The 15,087-nt window shown below is 64.2% G+C and carries 20 protein-coding genes; 1 reads left to right on the top strand and 19 read right to left on the bottom strand.

Translation table 11 applies throughout. The annotated features are described in order from the left end of the window. The 15 genes from nuoE to RBB16_RS07245 form a co-directional block, all read right to left on the bottom strand. Positions 1-769, bottom strand: a 769-nt coding sequence (gene nuoE, locus RBB16_RS07315; protein WP_306045543.1) for an NADH-quinone oxidoreductase subunit NuoE, incomplete at its 3' end; no start/stop codon positions are given. Then, positions 769-1,137 carry a hypothetical protein gene (locus tag RBB16_RS07310; RefSeq protein WP_306045542.1) on the bottom strand — a complete coding sequence of 123 codons (369 nt, stop codon included), beginning with the start codon at positions 1,135-1,137 and terminating at the stop codon, positions 769-771. The genes nuoE and RBB16_RS07310, both read right to left, overlap by 1 nt. Further along, on the bottom strand, positions 1,134-1,301 hold the full coding sequence (locus tag RBB16_RS07305) for a hypothetical protein (RefSeq protein WP_306045541.1): 168 nt from the start codon (positions 1,299-1,301) through the stop codon (positions 1,134-1,136). The genes RBB16_RS07310 and RBB16_RS07305 overlap by 4 nt, the downstream gene beginning before the upstream one ends. Continuing rightward, positions 1,301-2,524: an NADH-quinone oxidoreductase subunit D gene (locus tag RBB16_RS07300; protein WP_306045540.1), complete on the bottom strand. Its 1,224-nt coding sequence runs from the start codon at positions 2,522-2,524 to the stop codon at positions 1,301-1,303. Before RBB16_RS07300 ends, RBB16_RS07305 begins: the two co-directional genes overlap by 1 nt. Beyond that, the gene (locus tag RBB16_RS07295) at positions 2,521-3,390 is read right to left on the bottom strand and encodes a sulfotransferase (RefSeq protein WP_306045539.1); all 870 of its coding nucleotides are present in this window, start codon (positions 3,388-3,390) and stop codon (positions 2,521-2,523) included. Before RBB16_RS07295 ends, RBB16_RS07300 begins: the two co-directional genes overlap by 4 nt. An 8-nt stretch (positions 3,391-3,398) precedes the next feature. Then, positions 3,399-4,013 carry an NADH-quinone oxidoreductase subunit C gene (locus RBB16_RS07290; protein WP_306045538.1) on the bottom strand — a complete coding sequence of 205 codons (615 nt, stop codon included), beginning with the start codon at positions 4,011-4,013 and terminating at the stop codon, positions 3,399-3,401. A gap of 27 nt (positions 4,014-4,040) precedes the next feature. Beyond that, positions 4,041-4,565, bottom strand: coding sequence for an NADH-quinone oxidoreductase subunit B family protein (locus RBB16_RS07285; RefSeq protein WP_071688479.1), 525 nt, complete (start codon positions 4,563-4,565; stop codon positions 4,041-4,043). Then, positions 4,565-4,930 carry an NADH-quinone oxidoreductase subunit A gene (locus RBB16_RS07280; protein WP_071688470.1) on the bottom strand — a complete coding sequence of 122 codons (366 nt, stop codon included), beginning with the start codon at positions 4,928-4,930 and terminating at the stop codon, positions 4,565-4,567. The genes RBB16_RS07285 and RBB16_RS07280 overlap by 1 nt, the downstream gene beginning before the upstream one ends. Positions 4,931-5,161: 231 nt before the next feature. Beyond that, complete coding sequence (gene sigJ, locus RBB16_RS07275) at positions 5,162-6,025, bottom strand: RNA polymerase sigma factor SigJ (protein ID WP_306045537.1); 864 nt, start codon at positions 6,023-6,025, stop codon at positions 5,162-5,164. Positions 6,026-6,030: 5 nt separating this feature from the next. Then, complete coding sequence (locus RBB16_RS07270) at positions 6,031-6,573, bottom strand: hypothetical protein (RefSeq protein ID WP_306045536.1); 543 nt, start codon at positions 6,571-6,573, stop codon at positions 6,031-6,033. Then, a complete protein-coding gene (locus tag RBB16_RS07265; protein ID WP_306045535.1) occupies positions 6,570-6,956 on the bottom strand; it encodes a hypothetical protein in 387 nt (128 codons plus the stop codon). The genes RBB16_RS07270 and RBB16_RS07265 overlap by 4 nt, the downstream gene beginning before the upstream one ends. A gap of 423 nt (positions 6,957-7,379) precedes the next feature. Next, on the bottom strand, positions 7,380-8,648 hold the full coding sequence (locus tag RBB16_RS07260; protein ID WP_306045534.1) for an ABC transporter permease: 1,269 nt from the start codon (positions 8,646-8,648) through the stop codon (positions 7,380-7,382). 1 nt (position 8,649) lies between these two features. Further along, a complete protein-coding gene (locus RBB16_RS07255) occupies positions 8,650-9,456 on the bottom strand; it encodes a taurine ABC transporter ATP-binding protein (protein ID WP_071690635.1) in 807 nt (268 codons plus the stop codon). Between the two features lie 82 nt (positions 9,457-9,538). Continuing rightward, entirely contained in the window at positions 9,539-10,540 is a 1,002-nt protein-coding gene (locus RBB16_RS07250) for an ABC transporter substrate-binding protein (protein ID WP_071690634.1), read from the bottom strand. Between the two features lie 240 nt (positions 10,541-10,780). Then, positions 10,781-10,963, bottom strand: coding sequence for a DNA gyrase inhibitor YacG (locus tag RBB16_RS07245; protein WP_306045533.1), 183 nt, complete (start codon positions 10,961-10,963; stop codon positions 10,781-10,783). Between the two features lie 118 nt (positions 10,964-11,081). Between RBB16_RS07245 and RBB16_RS07240 the strand changes: the two genes are divergently transcribed. Continuing rightward, positions 11,082-12,290 carry a cytochrome P450 gene (locus tag RBB16_RS07240; protein ID WP_306045532.1) on the top strand — a complete coding sequence of 403 codons (1,209 nt, stop codon included), beginning with the start codon at positions 11,082-11,084 and terminating at the stop codon, positions 12,288-12,290. On the opposite strand, the gene RBB16_RS07235 is transcribed toward RBB16_RS07240, so the two are convergent. The 4 genes from RBB16_RS07235 to RBB16_RS07220 form a co-directional block, all read right to left on the bottom strand. After that, positions 12,291-13,334: a ribonuclease E/G gene (locus RBB16_RS07235; protein WP_306045531.1), complete on the bottom strand. Its 1,044-nt coding sequence runs from the start codon at positions 13,332-13,334 to the stop codon at positions 12,291-12,293. After that, complete coding sequence (locus RBB16_RS07230; protein ID WP_306045530.1) at positions 13,331-13,906, bottom strand: nucleoside triphosphate pyrophosphatase; 576 nt, start codon at positions 13,904-13,906, stop codon at positions 13,331-13,333. The genes RBB16_RS07235 and RBB16_RS07230 overlap by 4 nt, the downstream gene beginning before the upstream one ends. Positions 13,907-13,913: 7 nt before the next feature. Further along, positions 13,914-14,132, bottom strand: coding sequence for a translation initiation factor IF-1 (infA, locus tag RBB16_RS07225; RefSeq protein WP_008186030.1), 219 nt, complete (start codon positions 14,130-14,132; stop codon positions 13,914-13,916). Positions 14,133-14,217: 85 nt separating this feature from the next. Then, entirely contained in the window at positions 14,218-15,087 is an 870-nt protein-coding gene (locus tag RBB16_RS07220; RefSeq protein ID WP_306045529.1) for a carbon-nitrogen hydrolase family protein, read from the bottom strand.

Here is a 15,087-nt window from a genome sequence, read left to right as displayed (position 1 = left end):
GGGCGGGTTCCGCGGCAGGGGCGGGCGTGGCCGGGGCCTCGGTGGCGGCCTCAGCACCGGATTGCTTGCCCCAGGGCGCCAGCAGCGGCACTTCGGTGCCGTCGATCCGCTTGACGGTGTCGCCGATATCGGCGGCCAGACGGGCCGAGGCGTTCAGCTCATCGCGCCCGGCCTCATGATCCTTGAGCGAGGTCAGACCGGACAGGGGTTCCGACGCGTAGCGCCCGTTCTGCGGGCCGGGGGTGGGCACACGGCCCGCGGCCAGTTCGTCCAGAATCCAGCCGAATTTCTCAGCCGTCAGATCCTCGTAGTAATCCTTGCCGATCTGCACCATAGGCGCATTCGCGCAGGCGCCCAGGCATTCCACCTCTTCCCAGCTGAAATTGCCATCCGAAGACAGCTCATGCGCGTTGGCGGCGATCTTGTCCTTGCAGACGGCAATCAGGTCTTCCGCGCCGCAGATCATACACGACGTGGTGCCGCAAACCTGCACATGGGCAATCGCGCCCACGGGCTGCAGCTGGAACATGAAGTAGAAGGTCGCCACTTCCAGCGTGCGGATATAGGTCATCCCCAGCATGTCGGCCACGGCCTCGATCGCGGGCCGGGTCAGCCAGCCTTCCTGTTCCTGCGCCCGCCACAGCAGAGGGATCACCGCCGATTGCGCGCGGCCTTCGGGATACTTGGTGATCTGCGCCTCGGCCCAGGCCAGATTGGCGGGGGTGAAGGCAAAGCTTTCGGGCTGGTCGTGGTAGAGGCGGCGAAGCATTAGCTGGCTCCTTCGGTCACACGGGCGGCGGTGGCGATGGCCAAAGCCACCGACGACAGCACACCCGAGATCGTGTGTTTCATATGCGGATGCCCGGCGCGGGCGTAGATCAGGCCATCGGCAAAGCCCATGAAGGCGCAGACGGCGAAAAGGGCGATGAGGACGTTGAGATCCCCGTAGATCGTGAAGACAAGCGCCAGCACCGCGAAGGCGGTGTAGCGGTCGGCCATCACGGTTGGCAGCTTCTCAAGACGATGCGTGGTCTGTTCCAACCCTTTGGCGGGATCGGTCCAGAACGCCCAGGCCAACAGGGCCAGGATCAGGACGGTGACACCGCCGCATATCGTCGTGAGAAGGGAGAAGCTCACCTGTAATCTCCCCCGAACGGCGCCACAAGATAGGGCGCGGAGCCTGTCATGGGAATGGGCTGAACCACCTGCGTGGTGGCTATCCCGGTCAGCAGGATAGGCCCCGCGCCAGTCGTCAGCATCGCAACCATCAGCAGACCCGGAAGACCGATATTGGTGAGCATTATCTGTCGATCTCCCCGAACACCACATCCATGGTGCCGATGATGGCCGCGACGTCGGCCAGCTGGTGGCCGCCCGCGACATGGTCCATCGCTTGCAGGTGCAGGTAGCCCGGCGCGCGGATCTTGGCCTTGTAGGGTTTGTTCGACCCGTCCGCGACAAGGTAGACGCCGAACTCGCCCTTGGGGGCCTCGACCGCCGCATAGACCTCGCCTGCCGGGACGTGAAAGCCCTCGGTATAGAGCTTGAAGTGGTGAATGAGCGCCTCCATCGAGGTCTTCATATCCCCCCGCTTCGGCGGCGTGATCTTGCCGCGTGCCAGCACGTCGCCTTGGCCTTCCGGCGCGCGCAGCTTGGCAATCGCCTGATGGATGATGTGGACCGACTGGCGCATCTCTTCCATGCGGCACAGGTAGCGGTCATAGCAGTCGCCATTCTTGCCCACGGGGATCTGGAACTCGAACTCGTCATAGCATTCATAGGGCTGCGCGCGGCGCAAATCCCAGGCCAGGCCCGATCCGCGCACCATCACACCCGAGAAGCCCCAGTCGAGAATCTCCTGCTCGCTCACCACACCGATATCGGCGTTGCGCTGCTTGAAGATGCGGTTTTCGGTCAGCAGCCCGTCGATATCGTCTAGTTTGGCGGGAAACTCATTGGCCCAGGTCTCGATATCGTCCAGCAGTTCCGGCGGCAGGTCCTGATGAACGCCACCGGGGCGGAAATAGGCGGCGTGCAGGCGGGCGCCGCAAGCGCGTTCATAGAAGACCATCAGCTTCTCGCGTTCCTCAAAGCCCCAGAGCGGCGGGGTCAGCGCGCCCACGTCCATGGCCTGAGTGGTCACGTTCAGCAGGTGGTTCAGAACCCGGCCAATCTCGGAATAAAGAACGCGGATCAGCGACGCGCGACGCGGAACTTCCACGCCGGTCAGCTTCTCGATGGCCAGACACCAGGCATGTTCCTGGTTCATCGGCGCCACGTAATCGAGCCGGTCAAAGTACGGCAGGTTCTGCAGATAGGTGCGCGATTCCATCAGCTTCTCGGTCCCGCGATGCAGCAGGCCGATATGCGGGTCGCAACGCTCGACGATCTCGCCGTCAAGCTCCAGCACCAGACGCAGCACGCCGTGTGCCGCCGGGTGCTGAGGCCCGAAGTTGATGTTGAAATTCCGGATCTTCTGTTCGCCTGTCAGGGCGTCTTCGAAGCCTTTGCCGCCATCCATCATGCCAGCGCCTCCATGTTATCCGTCCAGCGGGCGGGCAGCGACCCCATCCGGGTCTCGACCGCCGCGTATTGAGGGGCAAGCCACGCCATCGCGCGGGCGCGCTGCGCCTCGGTCATCGTCAGGTCTTCCCCCGCCAGAACCCGCGCCTCGGTATTGGCGGGCCGTTCGGCAATGCCGAGAAAGCCGCTGAGCCGGGCCAGCGTGTCGGGCTGGAAGAGGGTTTCGTAAAAGGCCGTGAACACCTTCGCCGGTTCCACCGCCGCATTCAGTCGCGCCAGCGTGCCCGCATAGTCGCAGCGCGCCGCCATGGTCTGATCCTCGCCGCCAAGCACCTTGTCCAGCAGCGCCCCCGCCGTCGCGGCCAGATCGCCGCCCTTGCGGGTCGCGGCCATGCGGATATTGGACCACAGCCGGTCCAGCGGGTCGCGCATCAGGAAGACGAAGCGCGTGACCGGGGCCAGTGCGGCCATGCGCGACAGGCTGGCCTCGGACAGCGTTGCATAGGCCGGGGTGATGTCCCCCACCAGTTTCGCTTCGCCAGCGTTGTGATTGAGAAACGCCATATAGCCCGCATCGTTCCGCCCCTCGCGGATCACATTGAGCCAGCCGGTATAGGCCCAGACTTCGCGTTGCAGCCGCTTGTCCAGCCGTGCGTCGCCCGTGGGCAGCCGGTCCTTGCGGCGCTTGCGTTCGCGGGTCATCCGTTGCACCTGCCGGTCGAATTTGCCCGTCTCGCAGGTGTCGAAATAGTGCAGTTCCTTGACAGCCGGCAGGCGCACCTCGGGATGTGCGGCAAGATAGCGGTAAAGCCAGGTCGTCCCTGCCTTCGCCGCGCCGATCCCGAAAAGGAGTGTCGCCTGTGCCATGACCGTGATCAGCCTTTCGCGGCCTCGGGTTTCTCGTCGCCGGGCAGGATATACTCGGCACCTTCCCAGGGGCTCATGAAATCGAACTGGCGATAGTCCTGAACCAGCTTCACCGGCTCATAGACCACGCGCTTCAGGGCCTCGTCATAGCGCAGTTCGGTATAGCCCGTGGTCGGGAAATCCTTGCGCAGCGGATATCCCCGGAAGCCGTAATCGGTCAGGATGCGGCGCAGATCCGGATGGCCGGAGAAGAGCACACCATACATGTCGAACACTTCCCGCTCGAACCAGTTGGCCGCCGGATAGACACCGGTGATCGAGGGCACCATGTCATCCTCGCGGATCTGGGTTTTCACCCGGATGCGATGGTTCTGGTACATCGACAGGAAATGCCAGACCATGTCGAAGCGCTTGTCGCGGCTCGGGTAATCCACGGCGGTGATGTCCACCAGCGTGGAAAAGCGGCAGGCGGTGTCGGTCTTCAGGAACTCCATGAAGGCCGGGATAGAGGCCAGCGTAATCTCCACCGTCAGCTCGCCATGGGCAATCTCGGTGCCGATAACCGCGTCACCCTGCTTGAGGGTGATCAATTCGGCCAGTTCGCGAAGGGCGTCTTCACTCATGCGATGTCTCCTCGGGCCACGCGGGCCTTAGCGGGTAATGGTGCCGGTGCGGCGGATCTTGCGCTGCAGCTGAAGCAGGCCGTACAGCAGCGCCTCAGCCGTCGGCGGGCAGCCGGGCACATAAAGGTCCACGGGCACGATCCGGTCGCAGCCGCGCACCACGGAATAGCTGTAGTGATAATAGCCACCGCCATTGGCGCAGGAGCCCATGGAAATCACGTAGCGCGGCTCGGGCATCTGGTCGTAGACCTTGCGCAGCGCGGGCGCCATCTTGTTGGTGAGTGTGCCCGCCACGATCATCACGTCCGACTGACGCGGGGAGGCGCGCGGCGCGATCCCGAAGCGTTCGGCGTCATAGCGCGGCATCGAGGTGTGCATCATCTCGACCGCGCAGCAGGCAAGCCCGAAGGTCATCCAGTGCAGCGACCCGGTGCGCGCCCAGTTGATCAGGTCATCGGCGGTGGTCAGCAGAAAGCCCTTGTCCTGAAGCTCCGCGTTCAGGGCGCGGGTGGCAACGTCCTTGTCCACACCGGCGGTGTTGGCGCTGGTCATCACTCCCATTCGAGGGCCCCTTTCTTCCATTCATAGGCAAAGCCGATGGTCAGCACGGCCAGGAAAATCATCATCGACCAGAAGCCCAGCATCGACATTTCCGGGAAGGCCACGCCCCATGGGAAGAGGAAGGCAATCTCCAGGTCGAAGATGATGAACAGGATCGACACGAGATAGAATCGCACGTCGAATTTCATTCGCGCATCGTCGAAGGCGTTGAACCCGCATTCATAGGCCGAGACCTTTTCGGGGTCCGGGTTGCGCACGGCCAGAATGACGGCGGCAAGGATGAGGACAATCCCAAGCCCGATGGCAAGGGCGAGAAAGATCAGAACGGGCGCATAATCCCTGAGCAGGTCTTCCAAGGCTGGCTCCTTCGGCTCGCGGGCGCCACGGCGTCTGTGGCGCGAGGGTCATCCCCCGCAAGACGCTGTTGCGCGCGGGGACTGTCCGCTGTTTATGCCCGTGCCGCGCGGGGGTCAACCGAAGCAAAGCGCCACAGGGGCGCTTGAGGCAGGAAAAATCACCGCAGGCGGGAACATGGACCGGATGGGCGGGCGGCCCAACGTGGTGCAAGGTCAAGGCCGCACCGGCGCTCAATTGACCATGTCAAGTTTGTCGGGGTTCACCAGAATGTAGATCCAGGCGATCTTGCCGCCGCGATCGGGCACCAGCGTGGTCACCGAGTCCAGCAGCCCATGCCGCAATCGCAACAGGGCGGGCCGCGCATTGACCATTGCAAAGCGCATCGTCCAGCCATCTTCCCGTCGCGCCCTGTCGACCAGCGCCGAGAAGACCTGCAGGATTTCCGCCCCGCCCACCAGTGGCCGCCGCGCGGCGCGGCGCTTGGCCCCGCCATCGGAAATGGCCACAGTCTGCGGCGTCATCAATGCCAGTGCCGCTGAATGATCCTCGGCCATGACGGCGCGAAAGAACCGCTCGCTCAGTGCGGCCACCTCTTCGGGCGTGGCGTCGAAGCGCGGCCCGCTGTCCTGCAACTTCTTCTGCGACCGGCTGACCAGCTGGCGGCAGGCGGCCTCGGTCGTATCCAGGGCGGCGGCAATCTCGCCATAGGTCGCGTCGAAGGCTTCGCGCAGGATGAAGGCCGCCCGCTCCCGCGCGTTCAGCCGCTCCATCGCCCAAAGAAGCGCCAGCTCGCATTCCTGCGCCAGTTCGAACCGGGGCACCGGCGCGCCCTCCGGCGTGGGCATGACCGGTTCCGGCAACCAGGGCCCCACATAGGTCTCGCGCCGCGCCTGCGCCTTGCGCAGCGCATCGATGGCGATATTCGTGGCCACCCGGCGCAGCCAGGCCGCGGGGTTGTCGATCCGCTCACGGTCGGCTTCCGCCCATCTCAACCAGGTCTCCTGGACGGCATCCTCAGCCCCAGACCGTTCCCCCAGCATCCGGTAACAAAGCGAGGTCAGCCGGGGCCGTTCACCCTCGAAAATATCGGTCATGATCGTCATTGCCGATGCACCACCCCGATCATCTCCTCGCCGATCCGGACCCGGGCACAGGTCCCGCCATATCCCAGCCCCCGTTTCAGCACAGGGTAGACTCTGCCGCCAGAGGCCGCAAAGGCACAGGCGATGACAGCTTCCGCCCCGAAACGCCCCTCGATCTCTCCACGCAGCGCATCGAGTTCCGGCGCATCGGCAATGGCGGCGCGGGCAAAGCGAAAGCCGAGCCCGGCGGCCCCGGCCTCGCCATCCCGCCCCTGCAGGCAAAACGCCAGATCCCGTCCAGCCAAACCGGCCTCCAGTGCCATATCCACGACCAGTTGAACGCAAGGCCCGCAATCGCCCTCCAGCGTCGACCCAAGAAGGGCACCTCCCCAGACATCCCGCGCCGCAGCCGGTCCGCGAAACTGCGTGTAGAGCGGCAATAGCGCCAGCCTGACCCCTGCAGCGGTCGAGTGCCGCGTCACGTAGCCCATATATTCCGCATCGTAGTGGTAACGGTCGCCAAAGCGGCGGATGGCATACCTGAGGATCGCCTTGATCATACCGGTCCCTCCGCACGGGTCAGTGTTGCAGCAGCCCAAAGCGCCAGGACCGCGGGCAGCTGAATACCCAGAAGATTGGTCAGCGCAATACTGTCGCCCGGCAGCCCCCGCGCGGCCCAGATCCAGAGATGATAGAGCGCATGACACACCAGCCACCCCGCCCCGCAGAACGCGGCCGAACGGTCTGCGCGCCAGCCGGACCACAGGAGTGCACCACCGGAGGTCAGGAAAACGAGCCCCACATCCCGAGCGAAATGCAGGTTGAGCGGCCCGGTCCCCATCACGCCGGGAACGGTCTCGTACCACAGTGCGGTATCCCCCCATATGAACGCGGCATTGCCGAGGCAATAGGCCCCGATGGCCAGTAACACGGATGTCTGCATCATGTCCTCCTGATCGCAGTGACTGATGCCATGACGTCCGGCACCCGCGTTTTGTGACAACCGCGCCCGTGAAGACCGCCGATTGTCTTTCAGCTTGGTCCAAATACCTCGGGGTTTGGGGCAGAGCCCCAAGTGGCCCGGCGCGGCCCCCGCCATGGGCGGGGGGTAAGCCGGGCCACCCCGGTCGACGCGCCAAAGGCGCGGCGAAATCGCCTTGCCCCGGTAAGCTTTCCTACCAATTCCTTGCGGGTGAATTCATTTGCAACTGGTTGACGCAGAGACATGGTGCGCGCGCTGGCGGCCCGGTGAAGCCCCCGCGCTAGCGGGGCAAACCGGGCCGCCCCCGGTCGACGCCGTAGGCGGCGAAACCGAAAAGGCCCCCGGAACACCGGGGGCCTTTTCGCAACGATCATCACCTGGCGCTCAGACCTTGCCCTTCCAGGGGACCAGAACCCGCTCGGCCCAGCGCATCAGCATGTCGATGCCGTAGCCGATGATGCCAATGAGGATGATCCCCATGATCACGATATCAGTGAGCTGGAACTTCGACGCGGCCACGATCATCTGACCGGCGCCCTGTTCGGCGGCAACCAGTTCGGCGGCAACCACCGTGCCCCAGCAGACGCCCATCGCCACCCGCGCGCCGGTGAAGATTTCCGGCAGGCTGTTGGGGATGATCACATGGCGCATGATCTGGCTTTTCGAGGCGCCCAGCGAATAGGCCGCGTGGATCTTGGAGATCGACACACCCGACACGCCTGCCCGTGCGGCAATGGTCATGATCCACAGCGCGGCGAGGAACAGCAGGAAGATCTTGCCGCTTTCGTCGATACCGAACCAGATGATCACCAGCGGGATCAGGGCCAGCGGCGGCACCGGGCGCATGAATTCGACGATCGGGTCGAACCAGCCGCGGAACCAGTTGGACAGGCCCATGGCATAGCCCAGCGGGATGCCCACGGCGGCGCCAAGGGCGAAGCCTGCCAGCACCCGGAACAGCGAGTAGCCCAGATGTTCGGCGAGGGTGAAATCGCGATAGCCTTCCCGCGAGATTTCGATGACCCGGCTCCAGACGGCCTCTGGCGGCGGCAGCCAGATCGGTTCCATCTGCATGCCGGCATTCGGCGTGAAGCGCACGGTGCCCCGGCGGCTGAGCGTCACGACCCCGTCGCCGGTATCGACCTCGCCCACCTCCGGTTCCAGCGGCTGGCCATTGATGGCGACCACGCGGAACCCGTCTTCATCGGCACCGATATCGTTGTCGCCGGTCTGGATCAGGCTGGACCGCCCGCCGCTGATGGCGTCCACATCGTTCAGCGCAAAGCCGTCGCCGGGGTCGATCTCGGGCAGGTCCACCTCTTCGCCCACGGGACGGACAAGCACTGTCACCGTCGCGTCATCGCGTTCGCCGGCGGCGTTTTCGGCGGTATAGGAAAAGCTGGTGTCGCCCAGGAACGGGCCCGGCACATGAATGGGCGAGATCACCGAGCCGGTGAACGCCCCCCAGATCAGGAAGATCGAAATGACCGAGATGACCGAGGCCGCCCGCGTCGGGCGCACGGCGCTTTCATCGCCGAAGGTCACGGTCTTGAGCGAGGTGAAATCGTGGCGCGATTCGCGCAACGAATTGAACGCCTTCACCGCCACGAAGGCGACGATGAAAATGGCGGCATAGATGGCTGCGATCAACATGTTATGCGGCCCCCTCTGTCCGGCCCATGATCTCTTCTTCCATGTCCCAGATCATCGACAGGATTTCCTCGCGCCGCTCGCTGAATTCGGGGTGTTTCTTGACCTCTCGCAGGTCCGCGTTCACGCCCATATCGGCGAAGGGCAGGTTGTATTCGCGATGCAGGCGGCCGGGACGGGGGGCCATGACGATCAGCCGTTCACCCAGAAGCAGCGCCTCTTCGACAGAGTGGGTGATCAGGATGATGGTCTTGCCGGTTTCCTTCCAGAGCTTGAGCACCAGCCCTTGCATCTTCTCGCGCGTCAGCGCGTCGAGCGCGCCCAGCGGTTCGTCCATCAGGATCACGTCGGGGTCATTGGCAAGGCAGCGGGCCAGCGCCACGCGCTGCTGCATGCCGCCAGACAGTTCATAGACCGCCTTTTCCTTGAAATCCTGAAGGCCCACGGTTTCCAGCAGGTGATCGGTGATCTGGTCACGTTCAGCCTTGGGCATGCCCTTCATGCGGGGGCCGAAATCGACGTTCTGGCGCACGCTCATCCATTCGAAAAGCGCGCCTTTCTGGAACACCATGCCGCGTTCGGCGTCGGGGCCGGTCACGTAATGGCCATTGAGTTCGATCTTGCCCTCGGTGGGCGCAAGGAACCCCGCGATGATGTTGAGAAGGGTGGTCTTGCCGCAGCCCGAGGGGCCGAGGACAGACAGGATCTCCCCTTCCTTGATGGTCAGCGATACATCCTGAAGCGCCTGCACGACCCCGCCATCCGGCAGATCGAAACGCATGGAGATGCTGTCGAGCACAAGCCCGGTCATACTGCCCTACCTTCCAAGTATAAAAAGAAAATCTGCAGAGTGGACGGCGCGAAGCACTGCCGCGCCGTCCGTGATGCCGGGATTACATCCCGTCATGCACCATCTGCAGCGGGCCGGTATTGACCGCGCTTTCGTAGGACTCGCGAGCGGCGTCGATATTGCCGGTCTCAACGAAGAAGTTGGCCACTTCCAGCAGGAAAGTCTGGGTGCCGCCACCGAGCCATGCTTCGGAAAGCTGCTCTTCAACCGAGGGGAATTCGAAACCGGCCAGCGTCGCGGCGGTCGCGTCTTCATCCATGCCCGCGTCGCGCGCGATCACCGGCAGCATCTCGTCGGTGTGCTCGCCCGAGTTCCACATGGCGTTCATGTCGGCGGTCACGGACAGGAAGGCGGCCAGCAGTTCCGGCTCTTCTTCCGCGAAGGAGGCGGGGACCGAGGTCACGTCGAAGACGTAGATGCCCAGTTCCTGCTTTTCCGCGCCGGTCAGCAGGGTGTTGCCATGTTCCATCATGCGGCGCAGCGCACCGCCCCAGCCGCAGGCCATGCCAAGCGAACCCTGTGCCAGTGCAGCGGCGGAATCGGCGGGTGCCATGTCGACCACTTCCAGCGTGCTGACGTCGATGCCGAAATGCTCCATCTGGCGGAGGAAGCCGTAATGGGCGGCGGTGCCGATCGGCACACCGACCCGCTGACCTTCCAGATCCGCAACGTTGGAGGCGTCGATTTCAAGCGACTCGTGAACCACGCAGTTGTCATTGTCCGAGTAGCTGACCGCCACGTCGACAACCTGGATATCCTGCCCGGCAGAGGCCGCGACCACGAAGGGCGGCACGCCCTGGCTGACCGAGATATGCACATCGCCCGAGGCCATGGCGGCGGACATGGCGGTGCCGGTGTCGAAGGCGCGCCAGTTGATGGTCACGCCCATCTCTTCTTCGTAGATGCCCATCTGCTTGGCGTATTCGAACGGCATCGGCCATTCGAGGAAATAGGCAACGGTGATCTCGTCAAGTCCCTGGGCGACGGACGCCTGGGCGCTCATCACCAGACCAAGAGCCGTTCCCGCAAGTGCGAATTTCTTCATTCGTAGTCTCCCTGTTCTCAGCGCGGTCTTGCCCGCGCCCATGCTTTTTGCATGTTGCAGCTTGCGAGGGTGAAAGCGCTTACGTCAAGGAAATCGTTCTGGCTGGACTGATGAAGTTCTCAGTCTGGACTGGTAGATTAAGCTGTGGATTATCCCGGATTTCAGATTTCCGAAGAGCCGTACATTTTCTTGGCACATCGCCCGAATTTCAGGCCCGCCAAGAACGAAACAAGGCGCGAGTCAGTGCAGCCGGTCACTGTCAGCGGCCAATGCCTCGGCCGCCGCTTCCAGATCTTCGGGGTCCTGCGAGGGCACCGCGTAGCTGCCATTCAGCCAGCGGCCAAGATCCACATCGGCACAGCGGCGCGAACAGAAGGGGCGGTATTTCTGATCCGTGTCTTTGGTGCAGATCGGGCAGGACATGCGGTGCGCTCCGTTGTGACGGGACGTCATATTGCCATCATGCGCGCCGGGATGCCAGCCCGCTTGCCGCCTGTTGCCACCTGCCCTAGCGTGAGAGTACGGGAGAGGGGAATTTCACATGGCTGCATCCATCCGCGACTTCGACCTGAACAGCATCGGGCGGGAATTCATAGAAAACCCCTTTCCCACGCTGAAGGCGCTGCGCGAGCAAAGCCCGGTTCATCGCAACCCGGATGGGTCCGTGTACCTGACGCGCCATGCCGATTGCCTGAAGGTCTATCAAAGCCGCGCCATGCTGTCGGACAAGACGGAAGAGTTTGGCAAGAAATTCGGCCCCGGCCCGCTGCTGACCCATCACACGACCAGCTTGATCTTCAACGATCCGCCCTATCACACGGTGGTGCGCAAGCTGCTGGCCGGCGCGTTCACACCGCGCAAACTGGCCGAGATGGAGCCGCTGATCGACGGGATCGTGGACAGGATGCTGGACGATCTGGAGGACCTGGGCAGTTTCGACCTGATCCCGGCCTTCGCCATGGTCCTGCCGACCGAGATTATCTCCTTCATGTTGGGCATCCCGGAGGCGTATCGCGCCAAGCTGCGCGGCTTTTCACTGGCCATTCTGGGCGCGCTCGACCCGGTGATTTCGCCGGAACGGCTACAGGCGGGCAATGATGCGGTGGCGGAGTTCGGGGCGATTCTGGCCGATCTGATCGCCCATCGTCGCGCGAACCCCGAGGGCGCGGGACAAGGCGAGGTGCTGGACAGCCTGATCTTCGGCGAGGTGGACGGACGGCGGCTGACCGAGGAGGAGCTGGTGCAGAACTGTATCTTCCTGCTGAATGCCGGGCATGAGACCACGACAAGCCTTGTCGGCAATTCCATCGGCATCCTGCTGGACAACCCAGACCAGTTGCGGCTGTTGCAGCGGGAGCCGGAGCATATCGGAACAGCGGTGGAGGAGTTTCTGCGGGTCCAAAGCCCGCTTCAGATCGGCAACCGGCTGGCGGGGGAAGAGATTGAGCTGGCGGATTGCGTGCTGCCCAAGGGCACCTATATCCACACCTCGATTGCCGGGGCGAACCGCGATCCGGCGGTGTTCGAGACCCCGGAAGAGGTTGATATCACGCGCAATCCCAACCGGCATCTGGCCTTTGCCACCGGCATCCACGTCTGCCTTGGCGCGACGCTGGCGCGGATCGAGGGGCGGATTGCCATCGGCAAATTCGTGCAGCGGTTCCCGCGACTGCGGGCGGATGGCCCGGCCGAGATCATGGGGTTGGCGCGGTTCCGGGGCTATAACAGCCTGCCGGTCAGCGTGGCCTGATCAGATCAGCGCCGTCAGCGGCCAGCGGTCGCGCTTGCGTTGCAATTCGTACATGCCAAGGGGCGTCCAGCCCGCCAGCACCGTATCGGTGCCGTCAGAGCGAAAGGCGCGGCGCAGCGCGTCTTCGAACTGGCGGCGGTCCTTCTTGGGCATGGGCGCCACGTCGAGCGTGATCTGACCGCCAAGCCCGCGCAGACGCAACTGGCGCGGCAGGTCGCGGGCGGCGGCGAGGTTGGCTTTGAGCCCCGCCGCGAGGGAGCTGTCAGGCCCGGTGTTGACATCAACCGCGACGAGGGCCGAGGTCGGCTCGATCATCATCGAGGCACCGGAGGTGAGCGGCACTTCGGGGGTCAGCGCCGCGTCGATTTCCTCCAGCACGCCCAGATCGGCGAAGGCCCCTTCCCGGTCGATGACCTCATCGGGTTCCGGGCTGGCCCAGTCGCGCCAGGCGGTCATATGGGCGTCGGGCGCATCGACCAGCAATTCCGGATCGCCGTTCAGATCGGCGGTGACCGCTTCGGCCAGATCCCGCATCGCGGCGATATCCTCGGCCAGCGCGTCCTCGTCCACCTCATCGGCGGCGCTGCGCAGGATCAGGCCGAAGGTGTCGGGCGCGCCCGACATGGCCTCATGCGCAATCTCCAGCAGCCTGTCGCGTTCCTCTTCATCCTTGATCGAGCGGGCGATGTTCAGCCCCGGCGCGTCGGGCGTGACGATGGCGTAGCGCGACTTGAACAGGAGCCGCGTGGTGACGGGCGTCGCTTTGCCATCCGCCCCCATGCCGGTGACCTGCACCAGCAACGGCTGACCGGGGGACAGGCCCTTGCCCTGCCGCAGAAACGCGGCCTGACCGTCGGGAAGGCGGAGCATCATGCCGCCCTGCCCTTTCAGGGGCCGGTCGCAGACCCCGCGCAGGATCGCGCCGATACCCGGCGGGCCGTCCTCTGGCGGGTCGATCAGCAGGTCTTGCAACCGCCCGTCCACCATAAGCGCGGCGGCGGGGCGGTCGTTCAGGCTATCGAGCAGGACAATGCGGCCCTTCATGATGTTCTCCAGACCGGCCAGCCAGCAGCCGTCAGCAATTGCGCCGTTTCCGGCAGGGGCAGGCCCATGATGGCGTGAAAGCTGCCGCTGATCCACGGGATGAACGCACCAGCAGGGCCTTGGATGGAGTATCCACCCGCCTTGCCGCGCCAGTCTTCGCTGGCGAGATAGGCATTCAGCTCATCATCCGACAGGCGCTTCATCTGCACCCGGCTTTCGACGGTCCGTTCCCAGAGCTTTTCCCCGCGACGCACGGCAACCGAGGTATAGACCCGGTGGCGGCGACCAGAGAGGGCGGTCAGAAATTCGGCGGCTTCCCCGGCATCGGCGGGCTTGCCCATGATCCGGCGACCCATGGCGACGGTGGTATCGGCGCAAAGCACGATGTCATCGGGGTCAGCCTCGACCGCCAAAGCCTTTTCCCGCGCCACCCGTTCCACGTAAGGGCGCGGCAGTTCGCCGGGACGCGGGTCTTCGTCGATATCGGGGGGTAGAATCGCATCGGGCTGAACGCCCAAGACCCCCAACAGCTCCAGCCGCCGGGGGCTTCCCGATCCGAGAACAAGTCGCATGAAGCGATTACTTGAAGCGGTAGTTGATCCGACCCTTGGTCAGATCGTAGGGGGTCATCTCGACCTGCACCTTGTCGCCAGCCAGAACGCGAATGCGGTTTTTCCGCATCTTGCCTGCCGTGTGCGCGATGATCGTATGGCCGTTTTCCAGCTCGACCAGGAATGTCGCGTTCGGCAGGAGTTCCTTCACGACACCGGGGAATTCGAGCAGTTCTTCCTTGGCCATGGTCTCTCCTATAGTGGTTATCCGCGTCAAATGCGCGGAAGTGGCGGTTAAATGCGCCTGATCGCCGGGTTTTTCAAGGCGAATCTCACTTTCGGGGCGGAACTTGCCGGGGTGTGACCGTTTCGAGCCCCTCCGGCCAGTGAGAGAAATTGCCGACCTGCCCGGTCAGGCGCGGCGCGGCGATGGCGGCGGGATCGACCTCGATGGTCACGGGGCCGGGCTGATCGGTCTCGCCCTGGGCGAGAATCCCGTCCGATGGCAATCCGTGATCGGGCGGGCAGAAAAAGCCCGCGCGCCCTGTGGACCGGTCGATGATCTCGCAACTTGGCACCTCGCCCACCAGCGGGGCCTGCACGACAAGGCACTGGTTTTCGATGGCCCGCGCACGGCAGGACTGGCGCACACGGGTCTGCCCGGCGGGGAAGTCGGTGCAGGAGGGGACGACGATGAATTCCGCCCCGGCCTCGCATAGCGCGCGGGCCTGAAGGGGGAATTCGCTGTCATAGCAGATGAGCAGGCCGATCTTGCCAAGCGCGGTGTCAAAGACGCGCAGATCGTCGCCGGGGATCAGGCCCATTTCCTCACGTTCATAGGGCAGCAGCAGGCGTTTGTCCTGATGATCGACGCTGCCATCCGGGGCAATCAGCCAGCTGCGGTTGACGATGCCCCTGTCGGTCTGCACGGGACCGGACCCCGCCACGATATGGCAGCCGTGCATCTGCGCCATGTGCCGGAACTGATTGACCCAGTCGCCCGCCCGTTCCGCCGCCAGATCGCGCCATTCGGCAACGGTGGCACTTGGCGGCCCGGCAATCAGCGCCGCCTCCATCGCCGCGTATTCGGGGAAAACGACCAGATCGGCGGCGGCTTCCTTCAGAATGCGTTCCAGCTTGATCTCATGCGAGACCCAGCCGGGATGGCGGTCGCAACGGTAGGAAACGGCGGCGATTTTCAT

Source organism: Nioella sp. MMSF_3534 (genome assembly GCF_030732985.1).
Classification (GTDB): Bacteria; Pseudomonadota; Alphaproteobacteria; order Rhodobacterales; family Rhodobacteraceae; genus Nioella.
The sequence above is the reverse complement of the archived record's forward strand: the minus strand, read 5'-3'. Positions and strand labels throughout refer to the sequence as shown.